Annotated in this window: 20 protein-coding genes; 18 read left to right on the top strand and 2 right to left on the bottom strand. The window is 73.7% G+C overall.

The genetic code is table 11. The annotated features are described in order from the left end of the window. The first annotated feature begins 45 nt into the window (after positions 1-45). From OG553_RS25260 to OG553_RS25270, 3 genes are read left to right on the top strand one after another with little or no spacing between them, the layout of a single operon-like run. Entirely contained in the window at positions 46-1,227 is a 1,182-nt protein-coding gene (locus OG553_RS25260) for a Rieske 2Fe-2S domain-containing protein (RefSeq protein ID WP_405981171.1), read from the top strand. Next, positions 1,227-1,457 (top strand): hypothetical protein, encoded by a 231-nt coding sequence (locus OG553_RS25265; RefSeq protein ID WP_405981172.1) that lies wholly within the window; start codon positions 1,227-1,229, stop codon positions 1,455-1,457. The genes OG553_RS25260 and OG553_RS25265 overlap by 1 nt, the downstream gene beginning before the upstream one ends. Further along, positions 1,450-2,529 carry a 2Fe-2S iron-sulfur cluster-binding protein gene (locus OG553_RS25270; protein WP_405981173.1) on the top strand — a complete coding sequence of 360 codons (1,080 nt, stop codon included), beginning with the start codon at positions 1,450-1,452 and terminating at the stop codon, positions 2,527-2,529. The genes OG553_RS25265 and OG553_RS25270 overlap by 8 nt, the downstream gene beginning before the upstream one ends. Before the next feature lie 110 nt (positions 2,530-2,639). Here the strand turns inward: OG553_RS25270 and OG553_RS25275 are convergent, their stop codons facing one another. Beyond that, the gene (locus OG553_RS25275; RefSeq protein ID WP_405981174.1) at positions 2,640-3,518 is read right to left on the bottom strand and encodes an IclR family transcriptional regulator; all 879 of its coding nucleotides are present in this window, start codon (positions 3,516-3,518) and stop codon (positions 2,640-2,642) included. Between the two features lie 253 nt (positions 3,519-3,771). On the opposite strand from OG553_RS25275, the gene hsaA reads away from it, so the two are divergent. From hsaA to OG553_RS25305, 6 genes are all read left to right on the top strand, one after another. Continuing rightward, positions 3,772-4,941, top strand: a complete 1,170-nt coding sequence (hsaA, locus tag OG553_RS25280) for a 3-hydroxy-9,10-secoandrosta-1,3,5(10)-triene-9,17-dione monooxygenase oxygenase subunit (RefSeq protein WP_405981175.1) — start codon at positions 3,772-3,774, stop codon at positions 4,939-4,941. Next, positions 4,938-5,804, top strand: a complete 867-nt coding sequence (gene hsaD, locus OG553_RS25285; protein ID WP_405981176.1) for a 4,5:9,10-diseco-3-hydroxy-5,9,17-trioxoandrosta-1(10),2-diene-4-oate hydrolase — start codon at positions 4,938-4,940, stop codon at positions 5,802-5,804. Before hsaA ends, hsaD begins: the two co-directional genes overlap by 4 nt. Positions 5,805-5,817: 13 nt before the next feature. Then, entirely contained in the window at positions 5,818-6,723 is a 906-nt protein-coding gene (locus OG553_RS25290) for a VOC family protein (protein WP_405981177.1), read from the top strand. After that, entirely contained in the window at positions 6,711-7,220 is a 510-nt protein-coding gene (locus tag OG553_RS25295; RefSeq protein ID WP_405981178.1) for a flavin reductase family protein, read from the top strand. The genes OG553_RS25290 and OG553_RS25295 overlap by 13 nt, the downstream gene beginning before the upstream one ends. Then, complete coding sequence (locus OG553_RS25300; protein ID WP_405981179.1) at positions 7,217-8,902, top strand: FAD-dependent oxidoreductase; 1,686 nt, start codon at positions 7,217-7,219, stop codon at positions 8,900-8,902. The genes OG553_RS25295 and OG553_RS25300 overlap by 4 nt, the downstream gene beginning before the upstream one ends. 69 nt (positions 8,903-8,971) lie before the next feature. Continuing rightward, positions 8,972-9,247 (top strand): hypothetical protein, encoded by a 276-nt coding sequence (locus OG553_RS25305; protein WP_405981180.1) that lies wholly within the window; start codon positions 8,972-8,974, stop codon positions 9,245-9,247. 69 nt (positions 9,248-9,316) lie between these two features. On the opposite strand, the gene OG553_RS25310 is transcribed toward OG553_RS25305, so the two are convergent. Further along, the gene (locus tag OG553_RS25310; RefSeq protein ID WP_405981181.1) at positions 9,317-10,003 is read right to left on the bottom strand and encodes an HAD family acid phosphatase; all 687 of its coding nucleotides are present in this window, start codon (positions 10,001-10,003) and stop codon (positions 9,317-9,319) included. A gap of 204 nt (positions 10,004-10,207) precedes the next feature. On the opposite strand from OG553_RS25310, the gene OG553_RS25315 reads away from it, so the two are divergent. The 9 genes from OG553_RS25315 (at position 10,208) to OG553_RS25355 (ending at position 21,628) form a co-directional block, all read left to right on the top strand. After that, positions 10,208-11,026: a serine protease gene (locus tag OG553_RS25315; protein ID WP_405981182.1), complete on the top strand. Its 819-nt coding sequence runs from the start codon at positions 10,208-10,210 to the stop codon at positions 11,024-11,026. A gap of 211 nt (positions 11,027-11,237) precedes the next feature. After that, positions 11,238-11,894, top strand: coding sequence for a response regulator (locus tag OG553_RS25320; protein ID WP_405981183.1), 657 nt, complete (start codon positions 11,238-11,240; stop codon positions 11,892-11,894). Next, positions 11,891-13,045 carry a sensor histidine kinase gene (locus OG553_RS25325; RefSeq protein WP_405981184.1) on the top strand — a complete coding sequence of 385 codons (1,155 nt, stop codon included), beginning with the start codon at positions 11,891-11,893 and terminating at the stop codon, positions 13,043-13,045. Before OG553_RS25320 ends, OG553_RS25325 begins: the two co-directional genes overlap by 4 nt. A 77-nt stretch (positions 13,046-13,122) precedes the next feature. Beyond that, a complete protein-coding gene (locus OG553_RS25330; protein ID WP_125817182.1) occupies positions 13,123-13,443 on the top strand; it encodes a chorismate mutase in 321 nt (106 codons plus the stop codon). A gap of 98 nt (positions 13,444-13,541) precedes the next feature. Beyond that, a complete protein-coding gene (gene pepN, locus OG553_RS25335) occupies positions 13,542-16,043 on the top strand; it encodes an aminopeptidase N (RefSeq protein WP_405981185.1) in 2,502 nt (833 codons plus the stop codon). 85 nt (positions 16,044-16,128) lie between these two features. Continuing rightward, positions 16,129-17,085, top strand: coding sequence for a GlxA family transcriptional regulator (locus OG553_RS25340; RefSeq protein WP_405981186.1), 957 nt, complete (start codon positions 16,129-16,131; stop codon positions 17,083-17,085). Between the two features lie 113 nt (positions 17,086-17,198). After that, positions 17,199-18,194, top strand: coding sequence for a type I glyceraldehyde-3-phosphate dehydrogenase (gene gap, locus OG553_RS25345; protein ID WP_405981187.1), 996 nt, complete (start codon positions 17,199-17,201; stop codon positions 18,192-18,194). Between the two features lie 609 nt (positions 18,195-18,803). Beyond that, positions 18,804-20,222 carry a pyridoxal phosphate-dependent decarboxylase family protein gene (locus OG553_RS25350; RefSeq protein ID WP_405981188.1) on the top strand — a complete coding sequence of 473 codons (1,419 nt, stop codon included), beginning with the start codon at positions 18,804-18,806 and terminating at the stop codon, positions 20,220-20,222. Further along, on the top strand, positions 20,219-21,628 hold the full coding sequence (locus OG553_RS25355; protein WP_405981189.1) for a lysine N(6)-hydroxylase/L-ornithine N(5)-oxygenase family protein: 1,410 nt from the start codon (positions 20,219-20,221) through the stop codon (positions 21,626-21,628). Before OG553_RS25350 ends, OG553_RS25355 begins: the two co-directional genes overlap by 4 nt. Positions 21,629-21,650: the final 22 nt, after the last annotated feature.

Here is a 21,650-nt window from a genome sequence, read left to right on the forward strand (position 1 = left end):
CCCGTCCGAGACCGCTCACCCCGAAGAAGTGGAGGGCGCCAGCCCATGACCTCGACCACCCCCACCCCTACCCCCACCCCCGCGTCCGCCGCCGACCCCGACGAGGGCCCCCGCGTCATCCGGGCCGCCGCCGTTCCCACCCGCTTCGCCCGCGGCTGGCACTGCCTCGGCCTCGCCGCCGGCTTCCGGGACGGCGCCCCGCACGAGGTGCGGGCCTTCGGCACCCGGCTGGTCGTATTCCAGGGCGAGGACGACGGCGCACTGCACGTCCTGAACGCCTACTGCCCCCACATGGGCGGCAACCTCGCCCACGGCACCGTCAAGGGCGACACCGTCGCCTGCCCCTTCCACGACTGGCGCTGGTCCGGTGACGGCCGCTGCGCCGCCGTCCCCTACGCCCGCCGCGTCCCGCCCCGCGCCCGCACCCGCGCCTGGACCACCCTGGAACGCAACGGCCAGCTCTACGTCTGGCACGACCCCGAGGGCAACCCGCCGCCCGCCGGAGTCACCATCCCCGCAATCGAGGGCTTCGGCGGCGAGGAGTGGAGCGACTGGAGCTGGAACTCCCTCCTCGTCGAGGACGCCAACTGCCGCGAGATCGTCGACAACGTCGTGGACATGGCGCACTTCTACTACGTGCACTACGCCTTCCCGCACTACTTCAAGAACGTCTTCGACGGACACGTCGCCACCCAGTACATGGAGTCCACCCCGCGCGGCGACGTGGACCTCGGCACCCTCTCCACCGGCGGCGGCCTGCGCTCCGACGCCTCCTACTACGGCCCCTCCTACATGATCGACCGGCTGTGGAGCGACGTCGGCGACGGCCTGGAGATGGAATCCGTCCTGATCAACTGCCACTACCCGGTGGACGAGAACAGCTTCGTGCTCATGTACGGGGCGATCGTGAAGCGGCTCCCCGGCATGAGCGCCGAACAGGCCGCCGGGGCCGCCCGCCTCACCGCCGAGGGCCTCGCCGTCGGCTTCGAACAGGACGTGGAGGTCTGGCGGAACAAGACCCGCATCGACAACCCCCTCCTCACCGAGGAGGACGGGCCCGTCTACCAGCTCCGCCGCTGGTACGAGCAGTTCTACGTGGACGCCTCCGAGGTCCGGGACGAGATGGTCCGCCGCTTCGAGTTCGAGATCGACACCACCCGCGCCACCGCCGCCTGGAAGGCCGAGGTCGAGGCCAACCTCGCCGCCCGCCGCGCCGAGGCCGGCTGATGCGCCCCGTCGTGTGCGGGGAGTGCGGCAACGAGGTGCTGTGCGAGAAGTTCAGCCCCGCCCACACCCAGGTCCAGTGGACCGCCGAAGCCGCCGCCGTCTGCCCGCGCATCGCCGCCGCGGCCGCCGACGGCCGGCCCAGCGCCCGCGTCCGCTCCTGCCCGGCACTGCGCGCCGGCATCGAGGCCGCCGTCCGCGAGGGCCGGCTGGAGGTGCCCGCCGGTGCCTGACCCCGCACCCCTCACGCAGGCCCGCGCGCCCGGGGCCCCGGTGGCGGCCGCGCCCCCGGGCGGAGCCCCGGGCAGCCTGCGGGTCCGCGTCACGGCCCGCGTCCAGGAGACCCCGGACGCCGTCTCCCTCGTCCTGGACCCGGAACTGCCCTACCGCCCCGGCCAGTTCCTCACCGTCCGGATACCCGGCGGAGCGGCCCGCTGCTACTCCCTGGCCAGCTCCCCGCACACCGGCGAGCCGATGCGCATCACCGTCAAGCGGGTACCCGGCGGCGCCGGCTCCACCTGGCTCTGCGACCGCGTCGGCCCGGGCGACGAACTGGAGGTGCTGCCGCCCGCCGGGGCCTTCACGCCCGGACCCGGCGGACTGGACGCCGACCTGCTGCTCGTGGCGGGCGGGAGCGGGATCACCCCCGTGTTCTCCCTGGCCAAGTCGGCCCTGGCGGCGGGCGGGGGACGGGTGGCCCTGGTGTACGCCAACCGGGACCCCGGGTCGGTGGTCTTCCGGGACGAGCTGCGGGAACTGGCCGGGGCGCACCCCGGGCGGCTCACCGTCGTGCACTGGCTGGAGGAGCTCCAGGGGCTGCCGGACGCGGACCGGCTCGGGGGGCTGCTGGCCCCGTACGCCGGGCGCGGGGCGTGGCTGTGCGGGCCGGGCCCGCTGATGGACGCCGCCGAGGCCGCCCTGCGCGCGGCCGGGGCGGCCGGGGGCCGGATCCACCGCGAGCGCTACTTCTCGCTGGGCTCCGACGTGTTCGCAGCCCCCGCCGCCGGGCCCGCGCCCGCCGGGGGCGGGGCCGCCGCCCTCGAAGTGGGGCTCGACGGGCGGACCCGTACCGTCGCCTGGGACCGGGGGACGGTGCTGCTCGACGCGCTGCTCGCCGCCGGGCTCGAAGCCCCGTACTCCTGCCGGGAGGGGGCCTGCGCCGCCTGCTGCTGCCGGGTGCTGGAGGGAGAGGTGGGCATGGCCCGCAACGAGGTCCTGGACGGCGGTGACCTGGCCGACGGGTACGTCCTGGCCTGCCAGGCGCTGCCGCTGACCGACCGGGTCCGGATCACCTACGACCAGTAGTGCGGGCGGCGGTGCCGGCGGGGGCCGAACGGCGGAAGGGCTCCGGGTCCGGCCCCCTGGCGAGGGGTCGGGGCCGGAGCCCTTCTGGTGCGCTGCCATATGACTACCCGCTACATCCACTCGCTGAACCGCAGCCAGCCCATCATGTTGTCCATCGCCCGCGCCGACACCGCCGGCTCCAGGTCGGCGGGGGGTGCGGACGCAGAACGGCCCGCGCGGCCGGGCCCGTAGAGCTCCCGCCACACCGCCCGCGCGCACGCCTGCACGGCCGGCGCGAGCCGGGTCAGTTCGCGGTCGCCCCGGCAGCAGGAGACCGAGACGGCGGCGATCGCCCGCCCGGAGCCCCGCAGCGGCGCGGCCACGCACGAGACCCCCCGGAAGCTCTCCTCCCGGTCGTACGCGACCCCCCGCTCCCGGGTCGCCGCCAGCTCGGCGCGCAGCGCGAGCGGCCGGACCAGGGTGCGGGCCGTGCGGGGGCGCAGCCCCTGGGCGAGGACGTGCTCGACGGTGCCCGGATCGCTGAACGCGAGCACCGCCTTCCCGGCGGCCGTGGCGTGCGCCGGCATCCGCCCGCCGACCCGGGAGGGCACGGCGGTGGCGTCCGAGCCGCCGATCCGCTCCAGGCAGACCACCTCGGCCCCGTCCAGGACCGAGAGGTGCACCAGCCGGCCGGTCCGCTCGTGCAGCTCGTGCAGCAGCGGCAGGGCCGCCCGGCGCAGCCGGTTGTGGTGGGAGGCGAGGGCGCCCAGCTCCAGCATCCGCATGCCCATCCGGTAGTCCCGGCCGTCGCGGTCCAGCCAGCGCAGCCGCACCAGCTGGTCCAGGATCCGGTGGGCGGAGGAGCGCGGGATCCCGGAGCGGCGCACCACCTCGGTGAGCGAGAGCCGCGGCTGCGCGCCCTCGAAGGCACCCAGTACCTTCGCGGCCTTCTCCAGCAGAGACAGCGGCGACAGCGCCGCCGCCCCGGTGTCCATGACCTGGTCGAGCACGAGGAAACCCCCTGCGTGAGGCGTTGGGGCGACCCTGCCACGGGCCCCGGCGCGCAGGGAAGCACCGGGAGCCATGTATTTCATTCAGTAATACTCCTGATAGTCCTGTAGGCCTTCGAAGTGGCTTCCCGCTCAGCGGGAACACGGCGTTCCACGCCCCGAGGCCGCGGACGTACGTTCACCGCACCCCGAAGCCGCCGGCCCGTCCGATGCCCCGTCCGACGACCGTCCGGCGACACAGAGAAGGGACACCATGAGCGACGAAGACGTCCTCGACGCAGTCCGCGCCCTCGCCCCGGCCCTGCGCGAACGCGCGGCCGAAGCGGAGGCCCAGCGCAAGGTCCCCGACGCGAGCGTCAAGGAACTGGCGGACACCGGCTTCTTCCGGCTCCTCCAGCCCCGCGCCCACGGCGGCCGCGCCGCCCACCCCGGCGTCTTCTACTCCGCCGTCAAGGAAGTGGCCAAGGCCTGCGGCTCCACCGGATGGGTCGCCTCCGTCATCGGCGTCCACCCCTGGCACGTGGCCCTCTACGACCCCCGCGCCCAGCAGGAGGTCTGGGGCGAGGACCAGGACACCCGCATCTGCTCCTCGTACGCCCCCACCGGCCGGGTCGTCCCCGTCACCGGCGGCTTCGCCCTCAGCGGCCGCTGGCACTTCTCCTCCGGCTGCGACCACGCCGACTGGGCCCTGCTCGGCGGCCTCGTCACCGACGCCGAAGGCCGCCCCGTCGACATGCGGACCTTCCTCGTCCCCCGCTCCGAGTACCGGATCGACGAGGTCTGGGACACCGTCGGCCTGCGCGGCTCCGGCTCCAACGACATCGTCCTCGACCAGGTCTTCGTCCCCGAGCACCGCGCCCTCGGCTTCGGCCCGGTCACCGCCCTCCAGGTCCCCGGCCACGCCGCCAACCCCGAACCCGTCTACCGCCTGCCCTACGCGGCCGTGTTCACCACCGCCATCTCCACCCCCGTCGTCGGCATCGCCGAAGGCGCCTACGAGGACTACGTGGCCGCCACCCGCGAACGCTTCCGCGTCTCCTACGGCCAGCAGGTCGCCGAGGACCCCTTCGCCCAGGTCCGCATCGCCCGAGCGGCCGGCGACATCGACGCCTCCTGGCTCCAGCTGCGGCGCAACATCGACGAGCTGTACGCCCTCGCCGAACGCGGCGAGCCCCTGCCCGTGCGACTGCGCACGCGCGCCCGCCGCGACCAGGTCCTCGCCACCGAACGCTGCGTCGCCGCCGTCGACCTGCTCATGGAGAACGCGGGCGGCAGCGCCATGCGCACCGGACCGAACCCCCTCCAGCGGGCCTGGCGCGACGTCCACACCGGCCGCGGCCACGCTGCCAACGACCCCGAACGGGCCCTGGTCCTCTTCGGGCAGGGCGCCCTCGGCCTCGACGTCCAGGACACCATGCTGTGAGCGGCGACCGGGCGACCCCCACCTACGAGAACACCTCCCGCTTCGTGCGGGCGGGCGGACTCACCCTCCACCTCCACGAGGCCGGCCCCCCGGACGCCCCCGCCCTGATCATGCTGCACGGCGGCGGCCCCGGAGCCTCCGGCTGGTCCAACTTCGGCGCAAACCTGCCCCACTTCGCCGGACGCTTCCGCACCCTGCTCGTCGACCAGCCCTGCTACGGCCGCTCCGACAAGTCCGAACCCGACCGCCACTACTTCGCCCACAGCGCCCGCGCCACCGTGGCCCTGATGGACGAACTCGGCATCGAACGCGCCCACTTCATCGGGAACTCCCTCGGCGGCGGCACCGCCGCCCGCATCGCCCTCGACCACCCCGGCCGGGTCGCGAAGCTGCTGCTCATGGGCCCCGGCGGAATCTCCCTCAACCTGTTCTCCGCCGACCCCACCGAGGGCATCCGCCGCCTGACCGAGTTCGCCGCCGCCCCCGAGCCCAGCCGCGCGCAGATGCGTACGTTCCTCACCACCCTCGCCCACGACCCGGCGGTGGTCACCGACGCCCTCGTCGAGGAGCGCTACGCCCGGGCCACCGACCCCGAGGCCCGGCTCGGCAACGCCCGCATGGCCGCCTCGTTCGCGAAGTGGCCCGAGGCGACCATGCTCTGGCGCGACGCCCACCGCATCACCTGCCCCGTCCTGCTGACCTGGGGCCGCGAGGACCGCGTCAACCCCGTCGACGGCGCCCTCCTCGCCCTCAAGGCCATCCCCGACGCCCGCCTGCACGTCTTCCCCCGCTGCGGCCACTGGGCGCAGACCGAGGCCGCGGACGAGTTCAACCGCCTCGCCACCGCCTTCTTCCTCCACTGAACAGGGACCCCGCATGGACATCCGCGCACTCGGCTACCTCCGCATCGAGACCACCGACCTCCCCGCCTGGCGCACCTACGTCCTCGACGTCCTCGGCATGGCCGAGGCGCAGGGCGGCACGGACGGCCTGCTGAACGTCCGCATCGACGACCGGGCCCACCGCTTCCAGTTCACCGCCGGGGACCACGACCGGCTCCTCGCCGCCGGCTTCGAACTCCCCGGCGCCCGCGCCCTCGCCGAGGCCGCCGCCGCACTGGAAGCCGCCGGCTTCCCCGCCAAGCCCGCCGACGCCGCCACCCTCGCCGACCGCCGCGTCCAGGGCCTGGTCCACACCGAGGACCCCAGCGGCAACCCCCTGGAGCTCTACTGGGGCCAGGCCCAGGACCACACCCCGCTCCCCGCCCGCTACGGCAACCGGTTCGTCACCGCCGCCGCCGGGCAGGACCTCGGCCTCGGCCACGTCGTGCTCCCCGCCCCCGACACCGACGCCACCCTCGACTTCTACGAGAACCTCCTCGGCTTCCAGCTGCGGGACTCGATGAAGCTGCCCCCGGCCGCCGTCCCCACCGCCGCGCCCGGCCCCGACTTCCACCGGATGCACTTCCTCAGCCCCAACCGCCGCCACCACAGCCTCGGCCTCTACCCCGGCGCACTGCCCCCCGGCATCGTCCACTTCATGGTGGAGCTGGAGCGCCTCGACGACGTCGGCTACTGCCTCGACCGGATGAACGCGGCCGGGATCCCCATCGCCTCCACCCTCGGCCGGCACTCCAACGACCACATGGTGTCCTTCTACGCCCAGGCCCCCGGCGGCTTCCAGGTCGAGTACGGCTGGGACGGCCTGCTCGTCGACCCCGCCGCCTGGACCGCGAAGGAGATCACCGCCGACAGCTTCTGGGGCCACCAGTGGAACGGCTGACCGGCCCGGCCACCGGCACCGCCACCGCCACCGCCTTCCGCGAGGTCCTCGGCGCCTTCGCCTCCGGCATCACCGTCGTCGCCGCCCTCGACGCGCAGGGCCGCCCCGCCGGACTGGCCTGCCAGTCCTTCGCCTCCCTCTCCCTCGACCCGCCGCTGGTCATGCTGTGCGTCGGCAGGTCCTCCGGCAGCTGGCCCCGGATCCGGGCCGCCGGGCGGTTCGGGGTCAGCGTCCTCGCCGAGGAGCAGCGGGCCGTCTGCGAGGCCCTCGGCCGGCCCGGCGGCGACAAGTTCGCCGGGCTGGACTGGGAGGCCGGCGCCGACGGGGCCGTCCGCATCCCCGGCGCGCTCGCCACCCTCGACTGCGCCACCGAGGCCGTCCACGAGGCCGGCGACCACCACCTCGTCACCGCCCGCGTCCTCGGCCTCGCCGGCCGCGCGGACGGATCGCCCCTGCTGTACTTCCGCAGCGACTACGCCACCGGAGCCTTCGGATGACAGAGCAGCACGAGTACGCGTACGAGTACGACGTGGTCGTCGTCGGCTCCGGCGCGGCCGGGCTCGCCGCGGCCGTGACCGCCCGGCTGCGCGGCCTGAGCGCCCTCGTCGTGGAGAAGACGGAGCTGTACGGCGGGTCCACCGCCCTGTCCGGCGGCGCGATCTGGGTCCCCGGCAACCTCCACCTCGACCGGGCCGGCATCGCCGACACCCGGGAGAAGGCGCGCGCCTACCTCGACGCCACGGTCGGCGACCGGGTCCCCGAGGCCCGCAAGGAGGCCTATCTCGGCCACGGTCCGCGGATGGTGCGCGAGTTCCACGAGCGCACCGAGGTCCGCTTCGTGTACACCCCCGGCTATCCCGACTACTTCCCCGAGGCGCAGGGCGGCATGGCCCAGGGCCGCTCGGTCGAGCCGTGCGTGGTGGACCTGCGGCGGCTGGGGGAGCAGGCCCGGTACATGCGCCGGGCGGGTCTGCCCACGTACGGGCTGACGATGACCTCGTACGACTTCCGCTTCCTGAACATGGTCACCCGCACCGGGGCCGGCAAGCGGACCGCCCTGAAGGTCGGGGCGCGGGCGCTGGGCGCGCTCGCCACGGGGCGCAGGCCCGTCTCCCTCGGCGAGGCGCTCGTCGCACGGCTGAGGCTCTCGCTGGACCGGCTCGGCGGGGAGCTGTGGCTGTCCGCCCCGCTGACCGGGCTGGTCACGGACGCGGCCGGCCGGGTCACGGGCGTACGCGTCACGCAGGCGGGCCGCGAGGTCGCCGTACGGGCCCGGGGCGGGGTGGTGCTGGCCTCGGGCGGCTTCTCGCACGACCGGGAGCTGCGGGAGAAGCACCTGCCCGCGCCCACCTCCACCGCCTGGACGCACGCCTCGCCCGGCCAGACCGGCGACGCCCTGCGGCTCGGCGAGGAGCTCGGCGCGGCGACGGACCTGCTGGACCGGGTGTGGGGCGCGCCCTCGGTGTGCCCGCCGGGGGAGAGGCCGTTCTTCCTGGTCGCGGACCGGGGCATCCCGGGGATGGTCATCGTCGACGGGGCGGGGGAGCGCTACGCCAACGAGGCCCTGCCGTACCACGCCTTCGTCGACCGGATGTACGCCGCCGACCGGCCGGAGGCGACCACGGTGCCGTCCTGGCTGGTCCTCGACGCCCGCTCCAGGGCCCGCTACATCTTCGCGGGGCTCTTCCCCGGGCAGCCCTTCCCGAAGAGGTGGCTGGAGAGCGGCTTCCTGAAGAAGGCCGCCACCGTGGAGGAGCTGGCCCGGCAGATCCCGGCGCCCGCCCTGGCGGCGACGGTCCGCCGCTTCAACGGCTTCGCCGAGCGCGGCGTCGACGAGGACTTCGGGCGCGGCGCGAGCGTCTACGACCGCTACTACGGCGATCCGACGCTGCCCAATCCGAACCTGGCGCCGCTCGACAAGGGCCCCTTCTTCGCCGTCCCCGTGCACCCGGGGGACATCGGCACCAAGGGCGGTCTGGTCACCGACGGGGACGGCCGGGTGCTGCGCGAGGACTCCACCCCGATCGCGGGGCTGTACGCCGCCGGGAACTGCTCGGCGGCGGTGACGGGGGACACCTATCCCGGCCCGGGGGCGACGATCGGCCCGGCGATGGCCTTCGCCTGGGCGGCGGTCAACGCGATCGCGGGGGAGAGGGGCGCCGCGGCCGGCGGCCCCTGACGGAGCCGCGTGTTCCGCTGCCGGGTCACGGGAACATACGCCCGATACGACCGGCGGCAGGGGTGGGGCATGAAGGACGAACGCTGGATGACGCTCTTCCTGGGGCTGAACGTCGCCGCGTGGGCGGCGGAGTTCTGGATCCTGTGGGATCCGGACCTCCAGGGCGTTCAGGACGCCATCGGCTGGTGGATGGCCGCCATCTTCTTCGGCTTCCCCATGCTGACGGGCATCCCGTTCGCGATCCTCTACGAGGAGCCCGGAGCACCCGGTGACGGCGGCGGCTCCGGCACCCCCTGCACGCACGAGGAGAGCTGCGGCAGCCAGCGCTACGGCTGCGGGGGCTGAGGAGAGGGCCGGGCGCCGGGCGGCCGCCGCCGGGCGGCCGCCGCCGGGCGGCCGCCCGGGCGCGCCGGGTCAGGACAGCTTGCCGCCGTAGTCCGGGAGCTTGACGGTGCGCTCGGCGTGTCCGCCGACCAGGTCGCTCTCGTTGTTCCCGATGTTGGCGATGATCGTGTAGCCGCGCGCCTCGATCTCCGCCCGCTTGGCCGTCTTGTAGGCGCTGACCTGCTCGAACAGGGCGGGCAGGTCCCGTACGTACAGCCCGCTGACCGGGTAGCCGACCTGCTTCAGGTTCCGCTCGGTCATCGAGTACACGATCCCGGGGCGGGCGGTGACGAAGAAGATCGCCACGCCGCGCTCGTTCGCGTACTGGGTCAGCGCGCGGACCCTCTCGATCGCGGGCGTCGGGAAGGTCCAGAACCAGTGGAAGTCCGTCTCCAGCGACGAGTTGTCGATGTCGAGGACGATCGCGGGCTTCTCGCCGGCCGGGGAGGCGGCGATGCGCCGCTCGATGGCGGGGCGCGCGGCGTCGACGACGGCGGCCACGTCGCGCTGCCAGGTGGCGTAGTCGATGCCGAGGATCGCCGCGTTGCCGCCGGGGGCGGAGGTGATGGCGGCGGCGGTGACCGGAGCCGGGACCGGCGCGGGCGCGGCGGGGGCGGCTCCGGCGGCGGTGGCCGGAAGCAGGGCCATCGCGGCGGCGGCGACGGCCACTGTGGCGGCGGCGGTACGGGACGTGCGGGTGCGGCGGCTGATGCGCATGTGGGGGCGCTCCTCGGTCACGGCTTGGCATGTACGTGACTAGAGTTGGCCAGAAGTCCACCCATGTCTACTGGCCGGTAGGGAACTTTTCGTGGCCGATTGGTGAATGATCTTCGTTCTTCCCGTGGCGGGCCGAACTTGTCCGAAAAGGCGTCCTTGATGGCGGCGCGGTGGCGGATGTGTCATGGACGCGTCATTCACCCGATGACACGCACGGCCCAACCCCCCACGAAAGGCAGTGTGTTGACCGTGACCACCCTTGGCAGAATCGTCAAGCGCTCCCTCGCCGCCGGCGCCGTCGCCCTCGCCGCCGTCAGCCTCCAGCCCGCCGCCGCCAGCGCCTCACCCGCCCCCGTCGTCGGCGGAACCCGCGCCGCGCAGGGCGAGTTCCCCTTCATGGTCCGCCTCTCCATGGGCTGCGGCGGAGCCCTCTACACCCAGCAGATCGTCCTCACCGCCGCCCACTGCGTCAGCGGCTCCGGCAACAACACCTCCATCACCGCAACCGCCGGCGTCGTCGACCTCCAGAGCGGCAGCGCCATCAAGGTCAAGTCCACCAAGGTGCTCCAGGCCCCCGGCTACAACGGCCAGGGCAAGGACTGGGCCCTGATCAAGCTCGCCCAGCCCATCAACCTGCCCACCCTCAAGATCGCCGAGACCAAGGCCTACGACAACGGCACCTTCACCGTCGCGGGCTGGGGCGCCGCCCGCGAAGGCGGCGGCCAGCAGCGGTACCTCCTCAAGGCCCAGGTCCCCTTCGTCTCCGACGCCTCCTGCCAGAGCTCCTACGGCAGCGACCTCGTCCCCGCCGAGGAGATCTGCGCCGGCTACGCCCAGGGCGGCACGGACACCTGCCAGGGCGACTCGGGCGGCCCCATGTTCCGCCGCGACAACAACAACGCCTGGATCCAGGTCGGCATCGTCAGCTGGGGCCAGGGCTGCGCCCGCCCGAACTACCCCGGCGTCTACACCGAGGTCTCCACCTTCGCCGCCGCCATCAAGTCCGCGGCCGCCACCCTGTAAGCACCCGGACGGGCCCCCGGGCCCAGCCCGCTCGTCCTTCCGGCCGGACCCGAACCGGCCGGAAGGACGAGGCGCAATGTCCCGAACGCCCCTAAAGTCGACATCGGTGCCGTCCGCCGCCCCCTGCGGTTGCGGGCGGCAGCGCGCGCGGGTCCCATGGGAGGAATCCAGCGGCATCGGCGGGCGACAGCGACAGTGGGGCAGGCGGCGCATGACGATCAGAGTGGTCATCGCGGACGACCAGGAAATGGTCAGAACCGGATTCCGCATGATCCTCGAAAGCGTGCCCGACATCGAGGTCGTCGCCGACGTCGTCGACGGCGAAGCCGCCCTCGCGGCCGTCGCCGAACACCGCCCCGACGTCCTCCTCCTCGACATCCGCATGCCCCGCCTCGACGGACTCGAAGTCACCCGCCGGCTCGCCGGCCAGGACGCCCCCCGCATCGTCATCGTCACCACCTTCGACCTCGACGAATACGTCCACGCCGCCCTGCACGGCGGAGCCTCCGGCTTCCTCCTCAAGGACGCCAGCCCGGCCATGCTCGTCGAAGCCGTCCGCGCCGCCGCCGCCGGCGACGCCCTCGTCTCACCCGCCATCACCGTGCGCCTGCTCCGCGAAATGGCCCCCCGCACACCCGCCGCCCAGGCCGCCCGTCGCCCCGCCGAACCCCTCACCGAACGCGAACGGGACGTCGTACGCTGCCTCGCGCGCGGGCTCACCAACGCCGAGATCGCCGCCGAGCTCTACGTCTCCCTCTCCACCGTCAAGACCCACCTCGCCAACGTCCAGGCCAAACTCGACGCCCGCAACCGCGTCGAGATCGCCGCCTGGGCCTGGGAAAGCGGCCTCGCCGCCACCACGGCGTGAGCCCCCTCGCCTCCTGGGCCCGCCGCCACCCCCGCGCCGCCGACTGGATCCGGCTGCTGCTCTGCCTGCTCCTGCTCTCCCTCGTCACCTTCGAGGGCGTCGTCCTCGCCCGCCAGCCCAGCCCCCCGCACGCCGCCGTCTGGGCCTCCGGCCTCCTCGTCTGCCTCAGCGCCGCACCCTGGCCCGGCATCCCCCTCCTCGCCCGCGCCTGGTTCGCGGCCGCCACCACCTGGACCGTCACCCTCCTGCTGATCTTCGGCAACCGCCCCGTCGTCGTCTGGGGCGCCGGCGAGGCCATCGCCCTCCTCGTCCTGCTCTCCCAGGTCCTGCTCCGCGCCCCCGCCCGCACCGCCGCCGTACTCGGTCCCCTCCTCGGCCTCGGCTGCATGGCCGCCCCCGTCCGCGACACCAGCCCCGGCCGGTTCACCCTCCTCTTCTCCGTCCTCGCCGTCGTCGTGACCGCCTACTCCCTCCTGCTGCGCCTCCAGTCCGTCCAGCGCCTCCGCGAACTGCACGCCGTACGCACCGCCGAACGCCTGGAACTCGCCCGCGAACTCCACGACCTCGTCGCCCACCACGTCACCGGCATCGTCGTCGAAGCCCGCGCCGCCCGCTTCACCCGCGTCGACGCCGCCCGCGCCGCCGAGGTCCTCGGCCGCATCGAGACCGCCGGCGACGAAGCCCTCGTCTCCATGCGCCGCCTCGTCAAGGTCCTCCGCGAGAACGACACCCCCGGCACCCGCCCCGCCACCGCCCCAGTCGCCGGCCTCGCCGACATCCGCGGACTCACCGAACGCTTCTCCGCCACCGGCCCGCCCGTCGTCCTCTACGTCGAACAGGGACTCGAAGCCCGCCTCCCCGCCGACGTGGCCGCCACCGCCCACCGCATCGTCCTCGAAGCCCTCACCAACATCGCCAAACACGCCGCCACCGCCACCGCCGTCCGCATCGGCCTGCGCACCGTCCCCACCGGACTCGAAGTACGCGTCGCCGACGACGGCGGACACCCCGCCAAACTCTCCGAAAGCGCCCGCGGCGGCGGCTACGGCCTCGCCGGAATGGCCGAACGCGCCGAAGCCCTCGGAGGCTCCCTCACCGCCGGCCCCGCCCCCGAAGGCGGCTGGCTCGTCACCGCCCGCCTGCCCCTGTGAACCCCGAGCCCGGCCCGCCGTCTCACGGACCGACTGACAGAGGTGCCGACGACGCCCGCCACGTAAGCTCGGGGACCATGAACAACAGCGACATCGACGAGATCGACGAGAACGTCACCGCCGAACTGTCCCGCCTGCGCGACAGCATCGACAACATCGACGCGGCCGTGGTCCACATGCTCGCCGAACGCTTCAAGTGCACCCAGCAGGTCGGCCACCTCAAGGCCAAGCACCAGCTGCCCCCGGCCGACCCGGGCCGCGAAGCCAGCCAGATCGCCCGCCTGCGCCAGCTCGCCGAAAGCGCCAAACTCGACCCGGCCTTCGCCGAGAAGCTCCTCAACTTCATCATCGCCGAGGTCATCCGCCACCACGAGACCATCGCCGCCGGCGAGGAGTAACGGGCTCCAGGGCCGGGCACCCGCCCGGCCCCCCCGCCACCCCACCCCGCCCGCGAAACCCCTGGGAGCGGGCCCGGCCATCCGGCAGCATGGGCCGCATGTCCGCACTGACGCGCACCGAAGCGCAGCTCCGAGCCCAGCTCCTCGACGTCCACCACTACGTCGTCAGCCTCGACCTCACCACCGGCGACGAGACCTTCGAGTCCGCCACCGCCATCCGGTTCACCGCGCGCGCCGCCGGAGACACCTTCGTCGAGCTCAAGCCGGAAGAGCTGCTGCACGCCACCCTCGACGGCAACCCCCTCGACCCGGCCACCCTCGACGGCAACCGCCTCCCGCTCACCGGCCTCACCCCCGGCACCCACGAGCTGAGCATCGCCGCCCGCATGCGCTACTCCCGCACCGGCGAGGGACTGCACCGCTTCACCGACCCCGCGGACGGCGAGACGTACGTCTACTCCCAGATGTTCATGGACGACGTCCAGCGCGTCTTCCCCGCCTTCGACCAGCCCGACCTGAAGGCCGTCTTCGAGTTCACCGTCGCCGCCCCCGCGCACTGGACCGTCCTCACCAACGGCATCGCCACCCGCTCCGGCAACCGCGAGGAAGACGGAGCCGGCGTCTGGAAGTCGGCCCCCACCCCCGTCATCTCCACCTACCTCGCCGCCGTCGCAGCCGGCCCCTGGCACAGCGTCACCACCACCCACGCCGGACTCCCCTTCGGCATCCACTGCCGCAAGTCCCTCGCCCCCCACCTCGACGCCGACGCCGACGAGATCCTCTCCGTCACCACCGCCTGCTACGACCGGTACCACGAGAAGTTCACCGAGCCCTACCCCTTCGACTCCTACGACCAGGCCTTCGTCCCCGAGTTCAACGCCGGCGCCATGGAGAACCCCGGCCTCGTCACCTTCCGCGACGAGTTCGTCTTCCGCTCCGCCGTCACCGACACCGAACGCCAGCGCCGCGCCATGGTCATCGCCCACGAGATGGCCCACATGTGGTTCGGCGACCTCGTCACCCTCGCCTGGTTCGACGACATCTGGCTCAACGAGTCCTTCGCCGAGTACATGGGCTACCAGACCCTCACCGAAGCCACCCGCTTCACCGGCACCTGGACCGAATTCGGCATGGAACGCAAGCCCTGGGGCTACGCCGCCGACCAGCGGCCCTCCACCCACCCCGTCGCCCCCGGCCCCGACGACGTCCCCGACACCGCCTCCGCCCTCCTCAACTTCGACGGCATCTCCTACGCCAAGGGCGCCTCCGCCCTGCGCCAGCTCGTCGCCTGGCTCGGCGAGAAGGACTTCCTCGCCGGCATCAACACCCACTTCGCACGCCACAAGTTCGCCAACGCCTCCCTCGCCGACTTCGTGGACTCCCTCGCCGCCAACACCGACCGCGACGTCCACACCTGGGCCGAGACCTGGCTGCGCACCACCGGCACCGACACCCTCACCCCCCGCGTCGAGGACAGCCCCGGCGGCTGGACCCTCACCGTCGACCGCCACGGCAGCCGCCCCCACCGCATCCAGGCCGGCACCTACACCCGCGCAGCCGACGGCGTTCTCGAACGCACCGCACTCCTCGACCTCGACGTCCCCACCGACGAGGTCCTCTCCTCCTCCGGCCCCCGCCCCGACCTCCTCGTCCTCAACGACGGCGACCTCACCTACGCCAAGATCCGCCTCGACGAGACCTCCCTCGAAACCGCCCTGCGCGGCCTCTCCCGCATCCCCGACCCCCTCACCCGGGCCGTCGTCTGGGGCTCCCTGCGCGACATGGTCCGCGACGGCGAACTCGACCCCTTCGACTACCTCCACACCCTCGACGCCCACATCCCCGAGGAATCCGACCTCGCCGTCGTCCAGGGCGTCCTCGGCTTCGCCCGCACCCAGATCGCCGACCGCTACACCGCCCCCGCCGACCGCGACACCGCCCTCGGCCTCATCACCAGCGCCACCCGCGACCTGCTGCGCCGCACCGAGGACGGCACCGACCCGGGCCTGCGCCTCGCCGCCGTACGCACCTTCATCGACAGCGCCACCCAGCCCGACACCATCGCCGCCTGGCTCGCCGACGACACCGTCACCGGCGGCCCCGAACTCGACCCCGAACTCCGCTGGCGCATCCTCGCCCGCCTCTCCGTACTCGGCGCCGTCGACGCGGACACCATCGACGCCGCCCTCGCCGAAGACCCCAGCGCCACCGGACAGCAGGGCGCCGCCCGCTGCCACGCCTCCCTGCCCACCCCCGAGGCCAAGGCCGCCGCCTGGCAGCGCCTCTTCCACGACGACACCCTGTCCAACTACCTCTTCACCGCCACCGCCCACGGCTTCTGGCAGCCCGAACAGGCCGACCTCGTACGCGACTACGTACCCCGCTACTACCCCGAAGCCGCCGCCCTCGCCACCCGCCGCGGCCCCGCCATCGGCGAAGCCGCCGGCCGCTGGGCCTTCCCCGGCCACGCCGTCGACACCGCCAACCTGGAGGCCGGCCACACCTGCCTCGAAGACCCCGCGATCATCCCCATGCTGCGCCGCGTCCTCGTCGACCAGCTCGACGACCTCGCCCGCGCCCTGCGCGTCCGCGGCGCCTGACCCGTACGCACCCCGCCCGCCGGACGGCCGCGCCACCACCGCGGCCGCCCGCCGGGCCCCGCCCACCCCGCGTACCCTTTGTCCCGTGCCCCCCTCCCACCTGCATCGCGTCGCCGTTCTCGTACTGGAGGGGGCCAAACCGCTCGACGTAGGCATCCCCGCACAGGTCTTCACGACCCGCGCGAGCATGCCCTACGAAGTCCGCGTCTGCGGAGCCGCGCCCGGCCTCGTCGCCGGCGGCGACGGACTCTCCTACTACGTCACCCACGGACTCGACGCACTCGCCTGGGCCGACATCGTCTTCGTCCCCGGCTACCGCTTCCCCGACCGCGAAGACCCGCCCCGGCCCGTCCTCGACGCCCTCACCGCCGCCCACCGGCGCGGCGCACGCCTCGCCGCCATCTCCACCGGCGCCTTCGCCCTCGCCGCCACCGGCCTCCTCGACGGCAAACGCGCCACCACCCACTGGCACTACGCACGCGCCCTCGCCGCCAAACACCCCCACGTCCGCGTCGACGAGAACGTCCTCTTCGTCGACGAGGGCAGCGTCCTCACCTCCGCCGGCGCCGCCTCCGGCATCGACCTGTGCCTGCACATCCTGCGCCGCGACCTCGGCGTCGCCGCCTCCAACCACGCGGCCCGCCGCCTCGTCGCCGCCCCCTACCGCAGCGGCGGCCAGGCCCAGTACGTCCCGCGCAGCGTCCCCGAACCCCTCGGCGAACGCTTCGCCGCCACCCGCGAATGGGCCCTGCACCGCCTCGCCGAACCCCTCACCCTCGAAACCCTCGCCCAGCACGCCGCCGTGTCCCCCCGCACCTTCTCCCGCCGCTTCGTCGAGGACACCGGCTACACCCCCATGCAATGGGTCATGCGCGCCCGCATCGACCTCGCCCGCGAACTCCTCGAACGCTCCGAACGCGGCGTCGAGCAGATCGCCGCCGACGTCGGCCTCGGCACCGGCGCCAACCTGCGCCTCCACTTCCAGCGCATCCTCGACACCACCCCCACCGAGTACCGCCGCACCTTCACCCAGGGCGAATGAGCGGACCACCACCCCGGGTGGCGAGATCCTTTTGAACAGTGGCGATCCCGCCCCTGTCACGCCCGCACGCCACGAGCGAACCTGAAGGCGCGAACACGAAGGGACACGCACACATGACTCGCATCGCCATCAACGGATTCGGCCGCATCGGACGCAACGTGCTGCGCGCGCTCCTCGAACGCGACACGAACCTCCAGGTCGTAGCCATCAACGACCTCACCGAGCCCGCCACCCTGGCCCGGCTGCTCGCCTACGACACCACCTCCGGCCGCCTCGGCCGCCCGGTCACCGTCGAGGGCGACGTCCTCGTCGTCGACGGCCACCGCATCAAGGTCCTCGCCGAACGCGAGCCCGCCCAGCTGCCGTGGGCCGACCTCGACGTCGACCTGGTCCTGGAGGCCACCGGCCGCTTCACCTCTGCCGAGGCCGCCCGCGCCCACATCAAGGCCGGCGCCCGCAAGGTCCTCGTCAGCGCCCCCTCCGACGGCGCCGACGTCACCCTCGCCTACGGCGTCAACACCGACGCCTACGACGCGGAACTGCACACGGTCGTCTCGAACGCCTCCTGCACGACCAACGCCCTGGCCCCGCTGGCCGCCGTCCTGGACGACCTCGCGGGCATCGAGCACGGCTTCATGACGACGGTGCACGCCTACACCCAGGAGCAGAACCTCCAGGACGGCCCGCACCGCGACCCCCGCCGCGCCCGTGCCGCCGGCGTCAACATCGTCCCGACCTCCACGGGCGCCGCCAAGGCCATCGGCCTGGTCCTGCCGCAGCTCGACGGCAAGCTGTCCGGCGACTCGATCCGCGTGCCGGTACCGGTGGGCTCCATCGTCGAGCTCAACACCACCGTCTCCCGCGACGTCACCCGCGAGCAGGTCCTGGAGGCCTACCGCACCGCCGCCGCGGGCCCGCTGGCCGGCGTGCTGGAGTACTCGGAGGACCCGCTGGTCTCCTCCGACATCACGGGCAACCCCGCCTCTTCGATCTTCGACTCCGAGCTCACCCGCGTCGAGGGCCGCCACATCAAGGTCGTCGCCTGGTACGACAACGAGTGGGGCTTCTCGAACCGCGTGATCGACACCCTCACCCTCCTCGCAGGCTGACCCCCGCCCCACCGGGGCCCCATACCGAGCGCCGCAGTTGGTACTGACCTGGCAACTGCGGCGCTCAGCCATGCCCGAAACCACCCCCGCCGCACCCTCCAGCAGCGGCCGGCCAAATCCAGCCCCGCCGGCGTTTGAGGCGCGGGCGCGGTAGCGCCGTGCGGTAAGCCCCGCCGGCGCTTGAGGCGAGAACGGTTGAAGGGCGGGTAGGGGACGAGCCCCGCGCAGCGGCACCGCACCGCACCCCCTCCACCGGCACCGCACCCCCTCCACCGGCACCGCACCCCCTCCACCGGCACCGCACCCCCTCCACCGGCACCGCACCCCCTCCACCGGCACCGCACCCCCTCCACCGGCACCGCACCCCCTCCACCGGCACCGCACCCCCTCCACCGGCACCGCACCCCCTCCACCGGCACCGCACCCCCTCCACCGGCACCGCACCCCCTCCACCGGCACCGCACCCCCTCCACCGGCACCGCACCCCCTCCACCGGCAAAGCCACCGGCACCGGCAGGCAACTCACGGCCCCCCACCGGTTACCCCATTCGGGTCTGATCGTTGTACCGGTCGGGTGTCCCGCCCACCCCGGTGACCGCAGGAGGACCGATGACCGAGCCAGCGCCAGCGCCACCGCCCGCGCCGGCGGAACCGCTCGCCGGCGGCCCCCACGCGGCAGAGTCCCTGCGCCCCCTCCTCGACACGGTCCTCACCGCCCTCCACACCGGCGCCGCGGAGCGCAAGGGCCCGCTCCCCGCCGGCGGCCCCGACGCCGTCACGGCCCGCGTCCGGGCCGCACTGGGCGACGTACTCCCCACCCACGGCACCGGCGACCACGAAGCCCTGGCCACCCTCGTCCACACCCTCGCCGCCGGCGCCGCCGACCCCGCGGACCCCCTCTGCGCCGCCCACCTGCACTGCCCCCCGCTCGCCGTCGCGGCCGCCGCCGACCTCGCCGTCAGCGCCCTCAACCCCTCCCTCGACTCCTGGGACCAGGCCCCCGCGGCCTCCGCCATCGAGGCGCTCCTCACCCGCGCGCTCGCCGCCGAGTTCTACGACGGCCCCCGCGCCGACGCCCTCCTCACCACCGGCGGCACCGAGGCCAACCAGCTGGCCCTCCTCCTCGCCCGCGAACGCCACGGCCCCCGCCTCCAGGTCCTGCACGGGGCCAACGCCCACCACTCGGTCCCCCGCGCCGCCTGGCTCCTCGGCCTGCCACCCGCCACCGCCCTGCCGACCCCCACCGGCACCCTCGACCCCGCCACCCTCGACGCAGCCCTCGCCGACACCACCGCCCCCGGCAACACCGGCCCCGTCCTCGTCACCGCCACCGCCGGCACCACCGACGCAGGCCTCATCGACCCCCTCGACGCCCTCGCCGACGTCTGCGAACGCCACGGCGCCGAACTCCACGTGGACGCCGCCTACGGCGGAGCCCTCGCCTTCAGCCCCCGCCACCGCACCAAGCTGAACGGCCTCCACCGCGCCCGGTCCATCACCCTCGACCTGCACAAACTCGGCTGGCAGCCCGTCGCCGCAGGCCTCCTCGCGGTCCCCGACACCACCCTCCTGGCGCCCCTCGCCCACCAGGCCGACTACCTCAACGCCACCGACGACACCGAGGCCGGCCTCCCCGACCTCCTCGGCCGCTCCCTGCGCACCACCCGCCGCCCCGACGCCTTCAAGATCGCCGCCACCCTCCGCTCACTCGGCCGCGACGGCCTCGCCCGGCTCGTCGACCACACCTGCGCCGCAGCCCACCGGCTCGCCGAGATCCTCGACGCACACCCCGGCTTCGAACTCCACGCGCACCCCACCATCACCACGGTCCTCTTCCGGCCCACCCCCACCGACGACGACCGTCTCGCCGCCCTGCGCCGCACCCTCCTCCACGACGGCACCGCCGTCCTCGGCCGCGCCACCGCCGACGGCCGGCTCTGGCTCAAGGCGACCCTGCTCAACCCCCACACCACCACGCGGGACCTGGACACCCTCGTCGCCCTCCTGGAAGGCAGCACCCACCGATGACCGCCCAGCACGATGCACCCCACGACCTCGTCGGAATCGGCATCGGCCCCTTCAACCTCTCGCTCGCCGCCCTCGCCCACGGCCTCCCGCAACAAGGCGCGGACCGCCTCGCCACCGTCTTCTACGACCAGCGCCGGGACTTCCGCTGGCACCCCGGGCTCCTCCTCGACGGAGCCACCCTCCAGGTCCCCTTCCTCGCCGACCTCGTCACCCTCGCCGACCCGGCCAGCCCCTGGACCTTCCTCAGCTACCTCAAGCACAAGGAACGGCTCTTCCCCTTCTACTTCGCCGAGCAGTTCCACATCCAGCGCGCCGAGTACGACGCCTACTGCCGCTGGGTCGCCGGACGCCTCCCCGGCCTCCACTTCGGCCACCAGGTCGACGCCGTCCGCTGGAACCCCGAACGCGACCTCTTCGAAGTCGACTACACCCAGCTCGACACCGACGGGGAGGTCGAAGCCCTCGGCCGCACCTACACCCGCAACCTCGTCCTCGGCATCGGCACCGCCCCCTACGTCCCCGAACCCCTGCGCCCCCTCGCCGACGCGCCCACCGTCCCGGTCATCCACTCCGCCGACTACCTCGACAACCGCCAGCGCATCCTCGGCGCCGAGCACGTCACCGTCATCGGCTCCGGCCAGTCGGGCGCCGAGGTCTTCCTCGACCTGCTCCGCACCCGCCCCGCCGGCCGCGAACGCCTCACCTGGCTGGCCCGCACCCCCTCCTTCGCCCCCATGGAGTACTCCAAGCTCGGCCTCGAACACTTCACCCCCGACTACACCCGCTACTTCCACGACCTCCCCGAACCCGTCCGCGACCGGCTCGTCCCCGCCCAGTGGCAGCTCCACAAGGGCATCGACACCGCCACCATCGCCGCCATCCACGAGGAGCTCTACCGCCGCACCCTCCACGGCGGCTGGCCCGACACCGTCCTCACCCCCGGAGTCACCGTCCGCACCGCGGGCCGCGTCGCCACCACCAAGGTCGAACTCCACCTGGAACACACCCAGCAGGGCACCCGCTCCCGCCTCACCACCGACGCCGTCGTCCTCGCCACCGGCTACAAGGAGCGCCCCCTCACCAGCCTCTTCGCCGGCCTCGACCCCTACATGCGCAAGGACTCCGCAGGCCGCCCCCGCATCGACGACCGCTACCGCATGGTCCTCGACCCCTCCGTCAGCGGAACCGTCTTCGTCCAGAACGGCGAACGCCACACCCACGGAGTCGGCACCCCCGACCTCGGCCTCGCGGCCTGGCGCAGCGCCGCCATCCTCAACACCCTCACCGGCAAAGAGCCATACCCCCAGCCCCACCGCACGGCCTTCACCACCTTCGGCCTCGAACAGCGCACCCCCGTCCGCACCCACCCCCCGGCAGGCCTGCGCCCCCTCGTCGAACACCCCTGAACGCGAACGGCCGGGACCCGCC

The sequence above is a fragment of the Streptomyces sp. NBC_00158 genome (genome assembly GCF_045160885.1).
Classification (GTDB): domain Bacteria; phylum Actinomycetota; class Actinomycetes; order Streptomycetales; family Streptomycetaceae; genus Streptomyces.

Excerpts from the sequence above, each read along its gene's own strand:
- OG553_RS25305 (WP_405981180.1), top strand. The coding sequence starts at position 8,972 with ATGAAGGACGAACGCTGGATGACGCTCTTCCTGGGGCTGAACGTCGCC.
- OG553_RS25290 (WP_405981177.1), top strand. The coding sequence starts at position 5,818 with ATGGACATCCGCGCACTCGGCTACCTCCGCATCGAGACCACCGACCTC.
- pepN (WP_405981185.1), top strand. The coding sequence starts at position 13,542 with ATGTCCGCACTGACGCGCACCGAAGCGCAGCTCCGAGCCCAGCTCCTC.
- hsaA (WP_405981175.1), top strand. The coding sequence starts at position 3,772 with ATGAGCGACGAAGACGTCCTCGACGCAGTCCGCGCCCTCGCCCCGGCC.
- OG553_RS25320 (WP_405981183.1), top strand. The coding sequence starts at position 11,238 with ATGACGATCAGAGTGGTCATCGCGGACGACCAGGAAATGGTCAGAACC.
- OG553_RS25300 (WP_405981179.1), top strand. The coding sequence starts at position 7,217 with ATGACAGAGCAGCACGAGTACGCGTACGAGTACGACGTGGTCGTCGTC.
- OG553_RS25265 (WP_405981172.1), top strand. The coding sequence starts at position 1,227 with ATGCGCCCCGTCGTGTGCGGGGAGTGCGGCAACGAGGTGCTGTGCGAG.
- OG553_RS25355 (WP_405981189.1), top strand. The coding sequence starts at position 20,219 with ATGACCGCCCAGCACGATGCACCCCACGACCTCGTCGGAATCGGCATC.
- OG553_RS25260 (WP_405981171.1), top strand. The coding sequence starts at position 46 with ATGACCTCGACCACCCCCACCCCTACCCCCACCCCCGCGTCCGCCGCC.
- gap (WP_405981187.1), top strand. The coding sequence starts at position 17,199 with ATGACTCGCATCGCCATCAACGGATTCGGCCGCATCGGACGCAACGTG.
- OG553_RS25350 (WP_405981188.1), top strand. The coding sequence starts at position 18,804 with ATGACCGAGCCAGCGCCAGCGCCACCGCCCGCGCCGGCGGAACCGCTC.
- OG553_RS25310 (WP_405981181.1), bottom strand. The coding sequence starts at position 10,003 with ATGCGCATCAGCCGCCGCACCCGCACGTCCCGTACCGCCGCCGCCACA.
- OG553_RS25315 (WP_405981182.1), top strand. The coding sequence starts at position 10,208 with ATGACACGCACGGCCCAACCCCCCACGAAAGGCAGTGTGTTGACCGTG.
- OG553_RS25330 (WP_125817182.1), top strand. The coding sequence starts at position 13,123 with ATGAACAACAGCGACATCGACGAGATCGACGAGAACGTCACCGCCGAA.